Origin of the sequence: Peptoniphilus asaccharolyticus DSM 20463, assembly GCF_900176115.1 — a bacterium.
Lineage (GTDB): Bacteria > Bacillota > Clostridia > Tissierellales > Peptoniphilaceae > Peptoniphilus > Peptoniphilus asaccharolyticus.
Genome location: NZ_FWWR01000009.1, coordinates 850421 through 868371, shown reverse-complemented (window position 1 = coordinate 868371; position 17951 = coordinate 850421). Strand labels below are relative to the sequence as shown.

Sequence of the window (17951 nt, the reverse complement as noted above, 5' to 3'; positions counted from 1 at the left end):
AAAGAAAGAGACTCGAGTTAACGAGCCTCCCCAATATTTGACATAGAGCCTATTTTTATGAAATATAGTTATGAAATCAAAAAAGAAAGCGTGCAATTGTATAGAGATGGTAAATGGCCTGATACACCTGAAGGGACCAACGAAAAAAACTTTCATGATTCAATTAGAATATGGGTTAGGTTAGAAGAACTTCATGGACCAGAAATTTTAAAACATGGAAATAATATCAATTGGACACCTGATGAGAAATTAGAAATGGTATCTAAAGTGTTAGCTGGAAATTCCATAACATCTATAGCAGTTGAATATGGAATTAATCATGGACAGCTTTATTCATGGGTTAACAAGTATAAAAATTATGGATATAATGGTCTTGTAAATAAAAAGAGAGGTCGTAAATCTAAAAATACAAGTATGAAAAATAAAAATATCCATAAAGCAAAAGAACTTAATGAATCTGAAAGAGAAGAACTAATAAAACTTAGAGCAGAAAATGAATATATAAAAGCAGAAAATGAATATATAAAAGCAGAAAACGAAATAATAAAAAAAGAGATCGCCTTGAGAGAAGAACGTTACGCTGCGCAACTCAAGGCGAAAAAGCAGCGATTATCAAAGAACTCAAAGAAGAAGGATACAGACTAAAATATCTTTTAAAAGCTATTGATATGCCAAGATCAACATACTATTTTGAAATAAATAAAGTTGATAAGATAAAAGATTAAGAATAGTCACATTGCAGATAAAATAACTCAAATATTTAACTTCCACAAAGGAAGATATGGAGTAAGAAGAGTATATATGGAGTTGATAAATCAAGGTTATATCATAAATCATAAAAAGAGTTCAAAGAATAATGCATGAGCTAAAACTATTTGGAAAAAGATCTAAGGAAAAATATCACTCATATAAGGGGAAGGTAGGTAAAGTAGCTAATAATATAATAAATAGATATTTCAAGGCAGATAAACCTCTACAAAAATGGACCACAGATGTGTCAGAATTTAAATTCTCTTGGGGTAAATGCTACATATCTCCAATACTTGATATGTATACCAATGAGATAATCTCTTACGACCTATCCTTAAGTCCTAACTTAAATCAGATATCAAATATGTTGAAAAAAGCATTTAACAAATTTCCAAAACTAGATAACTTAATACTACATTCAGATCAAGGTTGGCAATACCAACATGAATATTATGTAAATGAGCTTAAAAAACATGGCATAAGACAATCAATGTCAAGAAAAGGTAATTGCTATGATAACTCCATAATGGAGACATTCTTTGGAAGATTAAAAAATGAAATTTATTATGGTTATGAAAAGAGTTATAGCTCTTTTGAAGAATTTTCAAAAGCAATAGAGGAATATATTTACTATTACAACAACGAAAGGATTCAATCAAAAACAAAATGGATGCCACCTACAAAATATAGGTTAGCATCCACTAATAATTAATTAAATATTGTGTCCAGTTTTATGGGTACACATCAATAATGAGCTGGCTTTAAATTATTTACCTGTTAAATTTTCTATAGTGTATCCTTTTTCTTTAAGATAGTGAAGCACTGATTTTTCAGGAACATAGTGTCCACTTCCAACTACTACAAAGTAAGTTTTCTTTTCTTTAGACTTTAGCATAGCGTCAATTTTTTCTGCCATTTTAGGATCTCTATCCACTAAAAGATGTTTTGTAAACTCATCAGAACCATTGAATATCTTTGCAAAATCTTTTTCATTACCATCTATCCAATATTTTTGCATTTTTTTAGTATCTTTAACTAATTCTTTTCCGTTGTCTTTTTCAATTTGAGTAACTAAGTCTTCTATTAATTTTATATACTTTTCATCTCCAAAATTATTTAACATATCAAATTGGAATTCGATTGATTCAACTTCACCAATTTTTTTATTATCTAATTTAGAGTTAACTAAGAAGTATTGGTCGATACCTTTTACACTACCTAAAGGCATTTCTGTCAACATAGGAATTGAAGAAATAGTAGAGTATAATGCAGATACTTTTAAGTTTTTGTAATTCTCTTCTGGAATTTGATATTTATCCATTATAGCTTTAAGTCTTGAATATAATTCAGGTGAAAGTTTTTCAGTTAAAGGAGTCTCGCTTACTAATGAACTTTGAGCAGCCATAACTTTTTCTGAATTTGTAATGTCAGCTTCTACAAATAATTCATTTGAAGAATTAAAGGCATTCATTACATCAGAATCTATTGGATACATTGCAGAGTCACCAACGTGGATTGAACCGAATAAGTAGACTGTGTTTCCATTTGCTTCTACCTTGTAGAAAACACCTTTTCCACCCATGTTTTGATCATCAATAACATCAGTAATTGCACGAGTATATAGGGCAATGGCTTGTTCAAGTGTTGCTGTTTTGTCTAATTCAAGTTCAACACCATTTCCCTTAATTAAATTATTTGCTTTAAAATATTCTACAGCACCATTTCCTGAGTCATCTGCATATTTTCCAACTAAGTTGTAAATATTTATGATTACATCTTCTTTAGTGAAATTATTTTTTAAGGCTTCTGGTTTGAAATTTTTATTTTGCTTTAAGTTATAACTTTCAAGTTTCTTTACAGAAGATGAATTTAAAGAATCCAATTCATTTTTATTAAGTACAATTGTGTAGTCTTTAGTTTGTTGTTCAGGAGATATAGGAATTATACCTTGCATTTGAGCATTATTAACTATCTTTATTGCCCATGGACTAATTGTGGGTTGTTGTATTTGAGTAGCAAAGACTTGAGTAGATAGCGTCAGTGTAAGCCCAAGAGTTACCGTTACCTTATTTAATATTTTCATTTTTTCCTCCAGACGAATTGTCAAATCAAATGCAACACCTATGGTAAGAGACCAAAAAGTTCTTCTTTAGGTGTTTTATATTTTATACATTTTCTAGGTCTATTATTCATTAAACTTAAGTTATAATTTAATTCATCAATATTCACTTCTGATAAATCCATACCCTTAGGATAAAACTCCCTCAAAAGTCCGTTACTATTTTCATTTGTACCTTTTTGCCATGCACAATAGGGATCACAAAAATAAGTTTTGCATCCTAATTCTTTTTCTATTTTCTCAAATTCTGAAAATTCTTTACCTCTATCAAAGGTTATTGTTTTTACTAATTCTTTTGGATAATCTTTTAATGCATTTATTATTGCTGGTGTTACGCTTTCCGACTTTCTATTTTCAACTAGGATTGCTATATAATATCTAGATTTTCTTTCTGCTAAAGTTACGAAACAACATCTACTTTTCCTTTTATGATCTAATCTGCCTGATTCCACTGTATCTGCTTCCCAGTGGCCTAATTCTTGCCTTCTGTATATCTCTTTAGGTCTTTTCTTAATTGTTCTACCTTTATCATTGAATTTTCCTCTTTTTCTGCTGGCCTTTTAAATTTAGCTTTTCTTCTCAAATTTTTCATACTAGTTTTTGGCAGCTTTTTGGCGTGTATCATTCTATATATCGTTGATGTAGATGGTAATTCATGAATCTCATTTGTGTTTCTATTTGATATTTGTTCAGGGGACCAATGTTCGTTAATCCTTACAGTTAAATAATCAATAACATCTTTAGAAAATTTACTTTTTCTATGGCAGTCTTTTCTTCTATCAATATATTTATCATTTGCCTTTATCGGAAAGTACTTAGTGTAACTTCCCCTACTAACTTTTATCTTAGATGAATTTCTTTTAATTTCTCTAGATATTGTACTAGGTGACCTTTTAAGTGCTTGTGCAATTTTTCCTTATACTCATTCCTAAATTTAAAAATTGGTAAATACAAGATCTTTCTTCTATGGTAAGATGGTTATAGCTCATAGTTAATCACTCCTTTTAATATGTTTTGTTTGGTCACTTACATATTAACACAGCTGATTAGCTATGAGTTTATTTATGTTGCACTTGTTATGATAAATTATCCTCCAAAATAAATGTTTTTAATTTTATACCCTAATGTATAAAATGCTAAAAGGTTTTGGAATTAGATCTAAATTTCAAAATTATATAAACTTGTAATTAAAATATAAATTAAATTTAATTTTAAAAGCTTTAGATTATGATTTTAACACAATATTATAAATGTGTCATTTTAAGAATTTATTATGATAGAAAAAATGCATTGAAGAGCATTAGTGGAATTGTTTTCGAAAGATAGTTAAAAGAGTTGAATAAAAAATAAGGTATGTTACAATAAAATTGAATGATAAATACATAGTAAATAAAAAGGAGAGATAAAATGAAAGCGTTAATGGTTGACTACATGTCAGAAGTAATTGATGAAGGTTTAAAGGATTTAGGTATAGAATTAGATAAGGAAATGCTTCCTACAAGTGAAAGACTTGCAAGTATAATAGCTCCTTATGATATTCTTATCATGAGAGTTGACCCATTCATAAACAAAGAAGTTTTAGATGCAGCAACAAACCTTAAAGCTATCTTCGTAGGTTCAACAGGAACTAACCATATAGATAAAGAATATGCTAACGAAAAGAACATTCCAATTTTCAACTCACCAGGACAAAATGCAAACGCAGTAGCAGAACTTGTAATTGCAAAAGTTCTTGATCTTTATAGAAATACAGTTCAAGCTCAAAACGAAGTTAAGGGCGGAATCTGGAACAAATATAGATGGATTGGTCGTGAAATGAGAAACAAAACTATGGGCATCATAGGATTTGGTGCAATCGGTAGACGTGTTGCTGAATTCGCTAATGTTTTCCATATGAATGTTATCGCTTATGACCCATTCTTAAAACCAGAAGACATCAAACAAGAATATGTAAAACTTACTACATTAGACGAAGTTATTGAAAATTCAGACGTAGTTACTCTACACGTTCCACTAACTCCTGATACAAAGGATATGTTCAATGACGAATCTATGGCTAGAATGAAAGATGGAGCAATCATAATCAATGCTGCACGTGGCGGAATTGTAAATGAAGAAGCTCTTTACAAATATATCAAAAATGGTAAATTAGGTGGAGCAAACTTAGACACTATTTCTAACGAATTAGGAAGTGGCGGACTTGACACTATGGACGTTCCAGTTGAATCACCATTATTTGAACTTGATAGAGTTTATGTAACTCCTCACATTGGTGGATCTACAATCGATGCACAAGATGATATCGGAGCAGTTGTAATCAACAACTTAAAAACTCACTTCAATTTATAATTAAAAATTTGAGCTGGCTTAGCTGGCTCTTTTTTTATTGCCAAAAATCTTTTGTTTTTTTTAAAAACCGAGTTTCTGTGGTAAAATTTAAATAAAGAGGTGAATTTATGAATCAGTACGAAGGAGCCTATCATATTTTGGGAATGGTAGTTTTAATATATGCCGTTATATTTTTGTTTGGGCAATATCAAAAAAGTTCCTATTTAAAAAGCCTTATGCATATAACATACAGTAGGTTTGGAAAAGAAGAGACGGATGTAAAATTATCCGAAGATGTGTTAAAAGAAATATATGAAGAAAATCCGTCCGACGTGGATGATATAACTTTTAAGGATTTGGAATTCTATAGACTTTATAAAAAATTAAATCACACTGATTCAATCATGGGTTCTCAAGCTCTATACAATATGCTGAGAAATCAACATTATACTATTAAAGAACAAGAGGTTTTGAGAAATAAAATAGTAGAACTTGAAGAAAAAGCTGACCTGACAAAAGAAATCAAGTTTGAATTTGCAAAGGTGGGTTTCTTTAAAAAATCTCTAACCAATTTATTAAAAAATGGTATTGATTATGAAAAGTTTAAAAATCTAAAACTTCCAACTCGTATTATGAGATTTGGGATAGTATTTGTGGCATTAGCCGTACTTGTAGACAAAATGTTTGCAGTGATGGTTTTATTTTTGGTTCTGCTAGCTAATTTTTATATCTATAGAGAACTTAATAAAGCAACTGCAGGGAGTATTTTAGATATTGTAAATTTAAGATCAATATTTAATCTGGGGATACAAATAGGAAAATATAAAATAGATTCTCTATCAGAAGAAATAGCTGAAATAAATGAACTTAACAGTAGACTAAAGAGAATACAAAAAAAATCTAAAGGCATAAGATATTTTAAAACATTTGATGAGTCTGAGGGGATAAGAAAGATATTTGACTTGTTGTTCTTAAATGAGGCAAATAAGTTTTATTCAATAGCTGATGAAATAAACAAGAGTAGAGAAGATCTTTTAAAATTATATGAAAAGCTTGGCTATATAAATGCACTAACATCAATTGTTTCATACAAGATAGCAAAGAATTTGAATTTTGTAGAATTTGTTGAAGAAGATTTTATCTTAGAAGCAGAAAGTTTAAGACATCCTCTACTTGGAGAAGAACAAGTGTCTCAAGATTTTGATTTTTCAAATAAAGATATATTGATAACTGGCTCAAATGCCTCAGGTAAATCAACTTTCTTAAGAAATTTGGGCATAAACGTTATCTTGGCAAACTCGCTTGGGCTAACTCATTCTAAGCGATTAAAGACTTCTTTCTTCAAAGTGGAATCTGCGATTGATATATCAGACTCTTTAGAAGAAAAGATGAGTTATTTTATGGCTGAGACAAAGGCGATAAAGAGAATGATAGAGAGTTTTGAAATTAAAAAACTCCTTATTTTGGATGAGATATTCAAAGGAACAAATACAATAGATAGAATATCTGCGGCTTACAACACACTTAGTTATATTGCTAAATCAGCTACTGTTGTTGCTGCAACGCACGATATAGAACTTACAGAACTTTTAAAAGAGTATACCAACTACCATTTTGAAGAGCAGATAGAAGATGAAGATATAAGATTTGACTATAAGTTAAAGATTGGTAGAGCTGAATCAAGAAATGCAATAGCAATTTTAAATCTTATGGGTTATCCAAGAGAAATAATAGATGGCTCATATAAATTGGCTAGTTATTTGGAGGATAAGAAGAATATTTGAAAATATATTTAACAAGACATGGGGAGACTGAATGGAACAAGATGGATAGAGTTCAAGGAATATTGGACTCTAAACTCACTGAAGATGGAATAAAAATGGCAGAAATTCTCAGAGAGAAATCTAAAGATATAAAATTTGACAAGGTTTATTCTTCAGATTTAAAAAGAGCAGAAGATACTGCTAAGATAGTGGCTCCAGAAAATAAAATTATCACTACACCATATCTAAGAGAAATAGACGTTGGGAATTGGAGTGGAAGATATTTTTATACCCTAAAAGAAGATGATGAAGAACTATACACTACGTATTTTAAAGAACCACACAAATATGAAAGACCTGATGGGGAGTCTTTGCACGATGTTATGAATAGAGTTGAAAAATTCTTTGAAGAATATATTTTAAACTCTGAAGATGAAAATATTTTGGTAGTGAGCCACGGAGTTACTATTGTTGCAATACTTGATTATGTAGAAAAAATAGATTTAAAAAATTTCTGGACGAATAGAGTTCTTAGAAATGCAACTTTCAACATAATTGAGTATGTAGATGGTGAACTAAAAGTAATTAAAAAAGCACCTAAAAATCCAGTGGCAACAATTTAATTAAATTGATTAATTATAAATAAAATATTATAATAAGTATAGGAGAAATAAATGGCAATTCAAAAATTTAAAGTAAATGAAAATTCAAATGTAAAGCACACAATAGGAATAGTGAGTGGAAAAGGTGGAGTAGGAAAGAGTTTTGTATGCCAAAGTTTGGCGTCTGAACTTAGCAGACAAGGTTATAAAGTAGGTATTCTTGATGCTGATATAACAGGTCCATCAGTTCCAAGTGCATTCGGTATTTCAGAAAAAGTGCTTAGTGATGGTAAAAATATAAATCCGGCAGTTACAAGCAAAGGCATTAAGTTAGTGAGTGTAAACTTGATACTTCAAAATACAACTGATCCGGTTCTTTGGAGAGCACCGGTAGTTGGTTCTGCAATTTCTCAATTTTATCAAAATGTAAATTGGGGAGAGTTAGATTATCTATTAGTGGATATGCCTCCTGGAACAAGCGACGTTCAACTTACAGTGTACCAATCAATACCGCTTGATGGAGTTGTAATAGTCTCAACACCTCAAGATTTAGTACAAATGATAGTAGAAAAAGCAGTTAAGATGGCACAAATGATGAATGTTAAAATTCTTGGCTTAGTTGAAAATATGTCATATTTTAAATGTGGACATTGTGGTGAAGTAACTTATATATATGGAGAAAGTAAAATAGAATCTGAAGCAGCAAAACATGAAATCAAAAACACTTTGAAATTGCCAATAGATCCTGACTTTTCAAGATTAGTTGATGAAGGACTAATAGAAAGTTTGAAATTAGACGGTATGGAAGATTTTGCAAAATCATTGGGTGTTTGATTATGTATGATTTGATAATAATAGGCGGAGGGCCAGCTGGGCTTTCCGCTTGTGTATATGCAGGCAGAGGTCTTTTAAACACTTTGATAATTGAAAAAAAGAGTTTCGGTGGAAGAATAAAAGACACTGAGATGGTTAAAAATTATCCTGGAATAAGACAGACAAGTGGAATAGAATTATCTGATATGTTCAGAGTGCATGCTCTTGGTATAGAAAATGTAGAGCGAATTAAAACTACTGTAACAGGTGTCGAAAAAGATGGAGATGTATTCAAAGTACATACTAAGAGAAGAGGTACTTTTGAAGCTAAAGCGGTTATATTAGCTCTTGGAACCAGAGAGAAAATCCTTGGGATAGAAGGGGAAATAGAGTTTTCCGGTAGAGGCGTAAGTTATTGTGCAACTTGTGATGCAGAATTTGTAAAAGACAAAGACGTGCATATACTGGGAAGTGGGAATGTGGCACTTGAAGAAGCTGAATACATTTCAAAATTTGCCAACAAGGTAACTATAATTTCAATCCATCCTGATGGAGTTGTGGATGCTGATAAAGATATTTTTAAACAAGTTTTGAGAAATCCTAAAATAGATATAATCTATAATTCATATCTAACCAAGATTCAAGGAGAAGAATATGTAAATTCAATCACTTTATCTACTCTAGGAAAAGAAAAAGACTTGGAAACAGATGGGATATTTATGTTTGTTGGAATGGAACCTCAAACGGAGATAGTTGCAGATTTAGGTATACTCAATGAAAATCATTTTATAGAGGTTGACGATAGAAAGATGACTAAAATTCCTGGGCTATTTGCAGTGGGAGATTGCACTGACACAGTTTTAAGACAAGCTGTTGTAGCAGCTTCGGATGGAGCGATAGCCGCAGTATATGTAGATAAATATTTAAGGGGGGAATACCGATGATATTACCGACAGGCACTACGATCTATAAAAAAGAAAAGTGTTGTAGCGGATATAACTTAGTAGCTACTCCAAACTCTGGTGTTTTATTATTTGATATGAATGGAAATGAAATAAAGCACTTCAAAATGAATGCAATGCCTGCCAAGATGTTGAGTAATGGTAATGTGATTGGTACGACCAAGTTTAGAAAATCAGATTATTCTTCACAAGATGGAGAGAGTTTAATTGAAGTAAATCAAGATGGTAAAGTTGTCTGGTCATATAACAAATTTAGGTTTCTTGAAAAAGAGTCTATATGGAGTGCAAGAGCTCATGGAGATTACCACAGACTAGAGAATGGGAATACGCTTATCTTAGGTCATGACACAATAGTAAACACAGAAGTTTCTGATAAAAAATTACTTGATGAAGTAATATACGAAGTGGATTTAAATGGGAATGTAGTTTGGAAATTTTCTTTTTCAAACCATTTTAATGAAATAGGATATACGGAAGTACAAAAAAATGTAATCTATAGAAATCCAAATATAATTTCAAACTTAGAGCTTGGCGACTATTTGCACATATCTTCGTTTGGATTGGTTGGAGAGAACAAGTGGTATGAGCAAGGCGATAGACGTTTTAATCCTGAAAATATAATCTTTGCTTCAAGGCAATCTAATTTTATAGGAATAATTGATAAAAAGAAGCGAAAAATAGTTTGGCAAATAGGACCAAAGGAAGACAGTTTGTTTAGAAAGCTACATGGGATAATAGGTCCTACTCATATACAAATTATTCCAAAGGGGCTAAATGGAGAGGGCAATATTCTTTTATTTGAAAGTGGAGCAGAGTCAGGCTACGGAGTTCCAAATCTGAATTCAAGCACAGGTATAAATAACTATAGAAGGGCTTATTCGAGAGTATTGGAATTTAACCCTATAACTTATGATATCAAGTGGATGATAAGTCCAAGAAATTTAGGATACTCAACTTCATTAAATGGATACAAGTTCTATTCTCCATACGGAGGAAGTTTGCAGAGACTTCAAAATGGAAACACTTTGGTATCTATGGGTTCTGCCGGCACGATTTATGAAATAACAGAAGACCATGAGGTGGTTTGGAGGTGGGTTTGCCCTTATAGAGTAAATTCGGAACAGGACTTTGCAATTAAAAACTATATATATCAAGGGTTTAGATACCCTTACGAATATTTAGACAGAGAAAAGCCGGAGGAAATTTCCATAGACCAAAACCAGGAAATTAAATTTAATAACTTTGTGAAAGTAGAAGAGACCTTTGTAGAAGGAGCTCAAATACAAAATGATATAGATTTCATGACCATGGCTATGGAAAATGAAGATGAAATAGCACTTCAAAGAGAAATAATAAGCATGGAGTCTTCAAAAGTTAAATTTATATCTACAAAGAATTTTGAAAAGAGAATTTCTGAAAATCCTAAATCAATTGTAATCTATGGAGGAAAGAGTTGCGTTCATTGCAAGAGCGTAAGAGAGATAGTAATTGAGTTGATAGAAGAAGAATTTGACGAAATATCAGCATTTTACTTAGACATAGACGAAAACAAATCTGTGAGAAGAACTCAAAACATAGATAATGTCCCATTAACGGTGATGTATAAAAATGGTGTAGAAGTCCATAGATTTGTAGGAGAAGTTACCTACGATGATATGGCTCTCAAGATAGAGGAGTATCTACTATAGACTATAGCTTATAGCACTTTGGGATAATATAACTTCAAAACGATTGTTAAGTGCTGTAAAATATGGTAGAATTAATTAACTAAATTAATATTGAGGAGGTAATTTTAATGAACAAACGATTCAAAGGTTTAGTAGCATTACTAATCTTAACAGCAGTATTCCTAACTGCATGTGGTGGAAGCAAGTCCGCTAATACAGCTGTAGAAGGAACAGTACTTGTAGTAAACAATGGTAGTGAACCAGGGACTTTAGACCCAGCACTTTCACAAGGAACTCACGAATCATACTTACTTAACCACTTATTTACTGGTCTTTTAAGATATGATAAAGAAGGTAATTTAGCTCCTGGTATGGCTAAAGACATGCCAACAGTATCTGAAGATGGATTAACTTACACATTCACACTTAAAGATGATGTTAAGTGGTCAAACGGAGATCCTGTAACAGCAAAAGATTTCGAATTCTCTTGGTTAAGAGTATTAGATCCTGAAACTGCATCTCTATATGCATTCCAACTTTACTATGTAAAGGGTGGGGAAGCTTACAATACAGTTGAAAGACCTGGCGTATACTATGTAAAAGACGCTGATGGAAACGACACTAAAGAAGTTGACCACGAAGTAGTAATTACAGATGCTGACAAAGGAGGTCTTGACCTTAAAGGAAAGAGCGAAGACGAAATCGCTGATGCAGTATATGCTAAATGGTTAGAAGCTAAAAGAGCGGAAGTTGGAGTAAAAGCTATTGATGACAAAACTTTAGAAGTTACTTTAGAAAAACCAACACCATACTTCACAGACTTAACAGCATTCTACACACTATATCCAGTAAATCAAAAAGTTGTTGAAGAAAATCCTGATTGGGCAAAAGATGCTTCAACATTTGTATCAAACGGTGCCTTCAAGCTAATCAACTGGGAACACAATTCAAAAGTTGAAACAGCTAAGAATGAAAATTGGTTTGATGCATCTGAAGTTAAACTTGGCGGAATTACTTGGGAAATTCTTGAAGATAACAACACTGCATACCAAAACTTTGATACTAAAAAATATGGAGTTCTAACAGATCCTCCAACAGAAGTTTTAGCACAAAAGATTTCTGAAAATGATCCAGTTGTAGTAATTGGAAAACAAGTAGGAACTTACTACTATACTTTAAATATGCTTCCAAAGGATGGAAAGAATCCATTTACAAATCTTAAAATTAGACAAGCCTTCTCAATGGCTCTTGATCGTAAATCAATAGTTGAAAATATCACTAAGGGTGGACAAATTCCTGCAGAAGGTATGGTACCATTTGGTTTAATCGATGAAAACAACAAAGAGTGGAGAGATCTTAACGGCAATTTAATTAAAGAAGATGTAGCAGAAGCTAAGAAATTACTTGAAGAAGGAATGCAAGAATCTGGAATAACTATCGAAGATATCAACAAGCAAGTTCTTCTTTATAACACAAGTGAATCTCACAAGAAGATAGCTCAAGCAGTTCAACAAATGTGGAACCAAAACCTTGGCGTAACAGTAGGTCTTGAAAATGCAGACTTTAACGTTAAGTTAGCTCGTGAAAACGCTCATGACTTTGATCTAAGCCGTGGTGGATGGGTTGGAGACTACTATGACCCAATGACTATGTTAGACTTATTCGTAACAGGTGGAGAACAAAACTATCCAAGTTATTCAAACCCAGAATTTGACGCTCTTATCAAAGAAGCTAAAAACACTGGCGACCAAGCTGTAAGAATGGAAAATATGAGAAAAGCAGAAAAGATATTAATGGAAGATATGCCAATAATACCTGTATATTTCTACACTCAACCTTACTTTGTACAAGAAAATGTTAAAGGAGTTTACAAACCACTTCTTCAATATCCAATCTTAACTTACGCAGAAGTTGAATAGAAAAATATTATGAGCCCCATTTGAGGGGCTCTGCTTTTTAGAAAGGAATAAAGATGTTAAAGTTTATAGGAAAAAGATTTGCAATGTCATTTTTGACAATATTCTTCATAATAACTCTTACATTTTTTCTAATGCATGCTGTACCAGGAAACCCACTACAACAAGAAGGTAAAATTCCGGCAACAGTTTATAGGAATTTGGAGATAAAATACGGACTTGATAAACCTGTATTTGAACAATATAAAATGTATTTATCAAATGTTATTAAATTAGATTTCGGAGAAAGTATGAAATCTAACACTGAAACAGTAAATCAAATGATACAAAGAGGATTCCCAGTTTCTTTAAGACTAGGATTGCAAGCACTTATTTGGGCGCTTATATTTGGACCTACTTTAGGTTCTTTAGCAGCTCTTTATCAAAATAGATTCCCAGATTACATAGCTATGTTAATCGCCATAATAGGTATCTCAGTACCATCATTTATAATGGGTACTCTGTTAATACAGGTAGTAGGTAGGAATTTAGGTTTGCCACTTAGTGGTTGGGGTTCATTTGCCCACACAATTATGCCATCAATTGCACTTTGTATGATGCCAACAGCTCAAATAGCAAGACTTATGAGATCTTCAATGCTTGAAGTATTGGGACAAGATTATATTAAGACTGCAAAAAGTAAGGGGATATCAAGTTCAGCTGTAATTTTAAAACACGCTGTTAGAAACTCAATATTACCAATCGTATCTATTTTAGGAACACTTACAGCAGATTTGTTGATGGGTTCATTTGTAGTTGAAAAAATATTTGGTATTCCAGGGCTTGGAAGATTCTTTATAAAGGCAATAACTGACCGTGATTATACACTTATAATGGGAACTACAGTATTTTATGGAATAGTATTAGTACTTATGATTTTACTTGTAGATATAGCTTATGTACTTGTTGATCCAAGAATCAAATTTGAAGGAGGGGGAAAAGCATAATGGAAAGACAATTTTCTCCTGAATTATTTAAAAAAGTTGATAGAAATGCAGCACATGCAGAAAGAATAAAAAGACCAACTATAAAATATTGGGCAGATGTTTGGAGAAGACTAAAAAATAATAAACTTGCTATGTTTGGTTTAATAATAATAGTTTTAATGGTGCTCTTCGCAATAATAGGCCCGATGATTAGTGGATATACTTATTATGAAATGGACATGGTTAAGACAAATCAAAGACCTTCAGCGGATTTTTGGTTTGGTACAGACTCTTTAGGTCGTGATTTATTTACTCGTGCAACATATGGAGCTAGATTCTCTCTATTAATTGGTTTCTTAGCTGCATTTATAAATATAACTGTTGGAGTTTTATACGGTGGTATAGCCGGTATGAGCTCTGGAAAAGTGGATGCTATATTAATGCGTATAGCAGAAATAATTTATTCAATTCCATACTTATTGATAGTAATCTTACTATCAGTTGTATTTGCTGAAAAAGGTTCAGGAACTTCATTTGCGGTAATGGTATTCGCAATGACATTATCCGGATGGATTCCTACAGCGATTTTAGTAAGAGGACAAGTGCTTTCATTAAAACAATCTGAGTATGTTATGGCAGCACGTTCTATGGGAGCTAATGATGCTTGGGTTTTATTTAAACACATAATTCCTAATACATTAGGACCTATACTTGTCAATTTAACACTTATTATACCTAGAGCGATATTTTCAGAAGCAACACTATCTTTCGTTTCATTAGGTTTACAAGACCCACTTCCATCACTTGGAAACTTAGCTAACAGTGGTCTTGAAGTACTTGCTATAGGATTAAGTTATCAAATGATAGTACCAGCGCTTATGATTTCGCTAATAATGTTTGGATTTAACGTATTGGGAGACGGACTAAGAGACGCTTTAGACCCAAGACTTAGAAAGTAGGAGAAGGAATGGATAAATTACTAGAAGTAAAAGATTTAAAGATATCATTCAAAACTTTCTTTGGAGAAGTTGAAGCGGTTAGAGGGATATCTTTCAATGTAAATAAAAAAGAAACTGTAGCAATTGTAGGAGAAAGTGGATGTGGGAAGAGTGTAACAGCTAATTCCATTATGAAACTTCTACCTAATCCACCAGCTTTTTATAAGGGTGGTTCAATACTATTTGATGGAGAAGAAATTATTACAAAGTCTGAAAAGGAAATGCAAGATATCAGAGGAAAACAAATTTCTATGGTATTTCAAGACCCTATGACTTCTCTAAATCCAACAATGAAAGTTGGAGACCAAATAATAGAAGGTTTAATGAAACATGAAAAAATTTCAAAAGCAGATGCTTTGAAAAAAGCCATAAGAATTCTTGATATGGTAAGTGTGCCAGAACCTGAAACAAGAATAAACCAATATCCACATGAATTTTCAGGTGGTATGAGACAACGTGTTATGTTGGCGATAGCTCTTGTAATGAATCCGAAGCTTATGATTGCGGACGAACCTACAACAGCACTTGACGTAACAGTACAAGCTCAAATTTTGGAACTTATGAAACAACTACAAGATGAATTTGGAATGAGTATAATCCTTATTACCCACGACCTTGGAGTTGTAGCGGATATGAGTAATAGAGTTGAAGTAATGTATGCGGGACAAATTATGGAAGAGGGAACAACAGATGATATCTTCTACAATACTAAGCACCCATACACTAAAAAACTACTATTGTCAGTTCCAAGACTTGATATGAGCAAAGAAGAAAAACTTCATGCAATTCATGGTTCACCACCAGATCTGTATATCCCACCAAAGGGATGTCCATTTTTTGACAGATGTGACGAAGCAATGATAATCTGTGAAGACAATATGCCGCCAGTTACTGAACATGGCGAAGGTCATAGATGTAGATGTTGGTTACACAGTGAAGAGTACTTAAAGGAGGCTAATAATGACTGAAAATAAGAATACTAATATAAGTCCTCTAATAAGTGCAAGGGGAGTAAAAAAATATTTCAACGTAAAAAAAGGATTATTAAAAGCTGTAGATAATGTTAGTTTTGATATATATCCTGGAGAAACATTTGGACTTGTAGGAGAAAGTGGTTGTGGTAAATCTACAACAGGTAGAACTATTACAAGACTTTTAAATCCAACAGGTGGAGAAATGTTCTTCGATGGAGAAGATTTATTCAAATTATCAGAGTCAAAGCTTAGAAAGAAAAGACGTGATTTTCAATTTATCTTTCAAGATCCTTATGCTTCTCTAAATCCAAGAATGACAGTTGAGTCATTAGTTGAAGAACCAATGCTTATAAATGGACTTTATAAAAATGATGCGGAGAGAAGAGAAAAAGTAATTGAATTGCTTAACTTAGTAGGATTATCTGAAGAACACGCATCTCGTTTTCCACATGAGTTTTCAGGAGGACAAAGACAACGTGTTGGTATAGCAAGAGCATTGGCACTTAATCCAAAATTTATAGTTTGTGACGAACCTATCTCAGCACTTGATGTATCTATACAAGCCCAAGTAATAAATATACTTATAGAATTACAAAAGAAAATGAATTTGACTTATCTTTTCATAGCACATGACCTTTCAATGGTTAGATATATATCTGATAGAGTTGGGGTAATGTATTTGGGAAATATGATGGAAGTTGCGACTTCTGATGAATTATATTCAAACCCAATACATCCGTACACAATAGCTCTTAAGTCAGCTATACCATTAGCAGATCCAAATCTTCAAAGATCAAGAAAGAGAATCATGCTTGAAGGAGAAGTACCAAGTCCAATAGATCCTCCAAACTGTTGTCCTTTTGTAGACAGATGTCCAAGAGCTCAAGCAATTTGTAGAGAATCTAAACCAGAATTAAAAGAGAGAAATGAAGGTCATTTTGTGGCTTGTCATTTAGTTTAAAAGTGAGTTTAAAGACTCACTTTTTTTAATGACGAATTGTCAAATCAAATGCAACACCTATGGTAAGAGACCAAAAAGTTCTTCTTTAGGTGTTTTATATTTTATACATTTTCTAGGTCTATTATTCATTAAACTTAAGTTATAATTTAATTCATCAATATTCACTTCTGATAAATCCATACCCTTAGGATAAAAACTCCCTCAAAAGTCCGTTACTATTTTCATTTGTACCTTTTTGCCATGCACAATAGGGATCACAAAAATAAGTTTTGCATCCTAATTCTTTTTCTATTTTCTCAAATTCTGAAAATTCTTTACCTCTATCAAAGGTTATTGTTTTTACTAATTCTTTTGGATAATCTTTTAATGCATTTATTATTGCTGGTGTTACGCTTTCCGACTTTCTATTTTCAACTAGGATTGCTATATAATATCTAGATTTTCTTTCTGCTAAAGTTACGAAACAACATCTACTTTTCCTTTTATGATCTAATCTGCCTGATTCCACTGTATCTGCTTCCCAGTGGCCTAATTCTTGCCTTCTGTATATCTCTTTAGGTCTTTTCTTAATTGTTCTACCTTTATCATTGAATTTTCCTCTTTTTTCTGCTGGCCTTTTAAATTTAGCTTTTCTTCTCAAATTTTTCATACTAGTTTTTGGCAGCTTTTTGGCGTGTATCATTCTATATATCGTTGATGTAGATGGTAATTCATGAATCTCATTTGTGTTTCTATTTGATATTTTGTTCAGGGGACCAATGTTCGTTAATCTTTACAGTTAAATAATCAATAACATCTTTAGAAAATTTACTTTTTCTATGGCAGTCTTTTCTTCTATCAATATATTTATCATTTGCCTTTATCGGAAAGTACTTAGTGTAACTTCCCCTACTAACTTTTATCTTAGATGAATTTCTTTTAATTTCTCTAGATATTGTACTAGGTGACCTTTTAAGTGCTTGTGCAATTTCCTTATACTCATTCCTAAATTTAAAAATTGGTAAATACAAGATCTTTCTTCTATGGTAAGATGGTTATAGCTCATAGTTAATCACTCCTTTTAATATGTTTTGTTTGGTCACTTACATATTAACACAGCTGATTAGCTATGAGTTTATTTATGTTGCACTTGT

Annotated in this window: 15 protein-coding genes and 2 pseudogenes; 14 read left to right on the top strand and 3 right to left on the bottom strand. The window is 32.1% G+C overall.

The window, feature by feature from the left end; genetic code table 11:
• Nucleotides 1–57 precede the first annotated feature (57 nt).
• The 3 genes from B8869_RS04980 to B8869_RS04970 all read left to right on the top strand — a co-directional run bounded on the left by B8869_RS04980 (nucleotide 58) and on the right by B8869_RS04970 (nucleotide 1462).
• A complete protein-coding gene (locus B8869_RS04980; protein ID WP_084230601.1) occupies nucleotides 58–645 on the top strand; it encodes a helix-turn-helix domain-containing protein in 588 nt (195 codons plus the stop codon).
• Between the two features lie 75 nt (nucleotides 646–720).
• The gene (locus B8869_RS12440; RefSeq protein ID WP_084231061.1) at nucleotides 721–864 is read left to right on the top strand and encodes an IS3 family transposase; all 144 of its coding nucleotides are present in this window, start codon (nucleotides 721–723) and stop codon (nucleotides 862–864) included.
• Complete coding sequence (locus B8869_RS04970) at nucleotides 833–1462, top strand: IS3 family transposase (RefSeq protein WP_327083038.1); 630 nt, start codon at nucleotides 833–835, stop codon at nucleotides 1460–1462. Before B8869_RS12440 ends, B8869_RS04970 begins: the two co-directional genes overlap by 32 nt.
• A gap of 54 nt (nucleotides 1463–1516) precedes the next feature.
• On the opposite strand, the gene B8869_RS04965 is transcribed toward B8869_RS04970, so the two are convergent.
• Together B8869_RS04965 and B8869_RS04960 are read right to left on the bottom strand one after the other, a co-directional pair.
• Nucleotides 1517–2833: a TraB/GumN family protein gene (locus B8869_RS04965; protein WP_084230599.1), complete on the bottom strand. Its 1317-nt coding sequence runs from the start codon at nucleotides 2831–2833 to the stop codon at nucleotides 1517–1519.
• A 38-nt stretch (nucleotides 2834–2871) separates the two neighbouring features.
• Nucleotides 2872–3858, bottom strand: a pseudogene (locus B8869_RS04960) (IS30 family transposase).
• Between the two features lie 418 nt (nucleotides 3859–4276).
• Here B8869_RS04960 and B8869_RS04955 point away from each other — a divergent pair.
• From B8869_RS04955 to B8869_RS04905, 11 genes are all read left to right on the top strand, one after another.
• Nucleotides 4277–5218, top strand: a complete 942-nt coding sequence (locus B8869_RS04955; protein WP_084230598.1) for a D-2-hydroxyacid dehydrogenase — start codon at nucleotides 4277–4279, stop codon at nucleotides 5216–5218.
• Between the two features lie 107 nt (nucleotides 5219–5325).
• Nucleotides 5326–6981: a MutS-related protein gene (locus B8869_RS04950; protein ID WP_084230597.1), complete on the top strand. Its 1656-nt coding sequence runs from the start codon at nucleotides 5326–5328 to the stop codon at nucleotides 6979–6981.
• Nucleotides 6978–7583: a histidine phosphatase family protein gene (locus B8869_RS04945; RefSeq protein WP_084230596.1), complete on the top strand. Its 606-nt coding sequence runs from the start codon at nucleotides 6978–6980 to the stop codon at nucleotides 7581–7583. The genes B8869_RS04950 and B8869_RS04945 overlap by 4 nt, the downstream gene beginning before the upstream one ends.
• A gap of 51 nt (nucleotides 7584–7634) precedes the next feature.
• Nucleotides 7635–8396, top strand: coding sequence for an Mrp/NBP35 family ATP-binding protein (locus B8869_RS04940; RefSeq protein WP_084230595.1), 762 nt, complete (start codon nucleotides 7635–7637; stop codon nucleotides 8394–8396).
• Nucleotides 8397–8398: 2 nt separating this feature from the next.
• Nucleotides 8399–9319 (top strand): NAD(P)/FAD-dependent oxidoreductase, encoded by a 921-nt coding sequence (locus B8869_RS04935; RefSeq protein ID WP_084230594.1) that lies wholly within the window; start codon nucleotides 8399–8401, stop codon nucleotides 9317–9319.
• Nucleotides 9316–11025, top strand: coding sequence for an aryl-sulfate sulfotransferase (locus B8869_RS04930; RefSeq protein WP_084230593.1), 1710 nt, complete (start codon nucleotides 9316–9318; stop codon nucleotides 11023–11025). The genes B8869_RS04935 and B8869_RS04930 overlap by 4 nt, the downstream gene beginning before the upstream one ends.
• A gap of 107 nt (nucleotides 11026–11132) precedes the next feature.
• Nucleotides 11133–12923, top strand: coding sequence for a peptide ABC transporter substrate-binding protein (locus B8869_RS04925; RefSeq protein ID WP_084230592.1), 1791 nt, complete (start codon nucleotides 11133–11135; stop codon nucleotides 12921–12923).
• 53 nt (nucleotides 12924–12976) lie between these two features.
• A complete protein-coding gene (locus B8869_RS04920) occupies nucleotides 12977–13906 on the top strand; it encodes an ABC transporter permease (protein ID WP_084230591.1) in 930 nt (309 codons plus the stop codon).
• Nucleotides 13906–14844: an ABC transporter permease gene (locus B8869_RS04915; protein WP_084230590.1), complete on the top strand. Its 939-nt coding sequence runs from the start codon at nucleotides 13906–13908 to the stop codon at nucleotides 14842–14844. Before B8869_RS04920 ends, B8869_RS04915 begins: the two co-directional genes overlap by 1 nt.
• A gap of 8 nt (nucleotides 14845–14852) precedes the next feature.
• Nucleotides 14853–15851 (top strand): ABC transporter ATP-binding protein, encoded by a 999-nt coding sequence (locus B8869_RS04910; RefSeq protein WP_084230589.1) that lies wholly within the window; start codon nucleotides 14853–14855, stop codon nucleotides 15849–15851.
• Nucleotides 15844–16818, top strand: coding sequence for an ABC transporter ATP-binding protein (locus B8869_RS04905; RefSeq protein WP_084230588.1), 975 nt, complete (start codon nucleotides 15844–15846; stop codon nucleotides 16816–16818). The genes B8869_RS04910 and B8869_RS04905 overlap by 8 nt, the downstream gene beginning before the upstream one ends.
• A 57-nt stretch (nucleotides 16819–16875) precedes the next feature.
• On the opposite strand, the pseudogene B8869_RS12625 reads toward B8869_RS04905, so the two are convergent.
• Nucleotides 16876–17863 (bottom strand): annotated as a pseudogene (locus B8869_RS12625) (IS30 family transposase).
• Nucleotides 17864–17951: the final 88 nt, after the last annotated feature.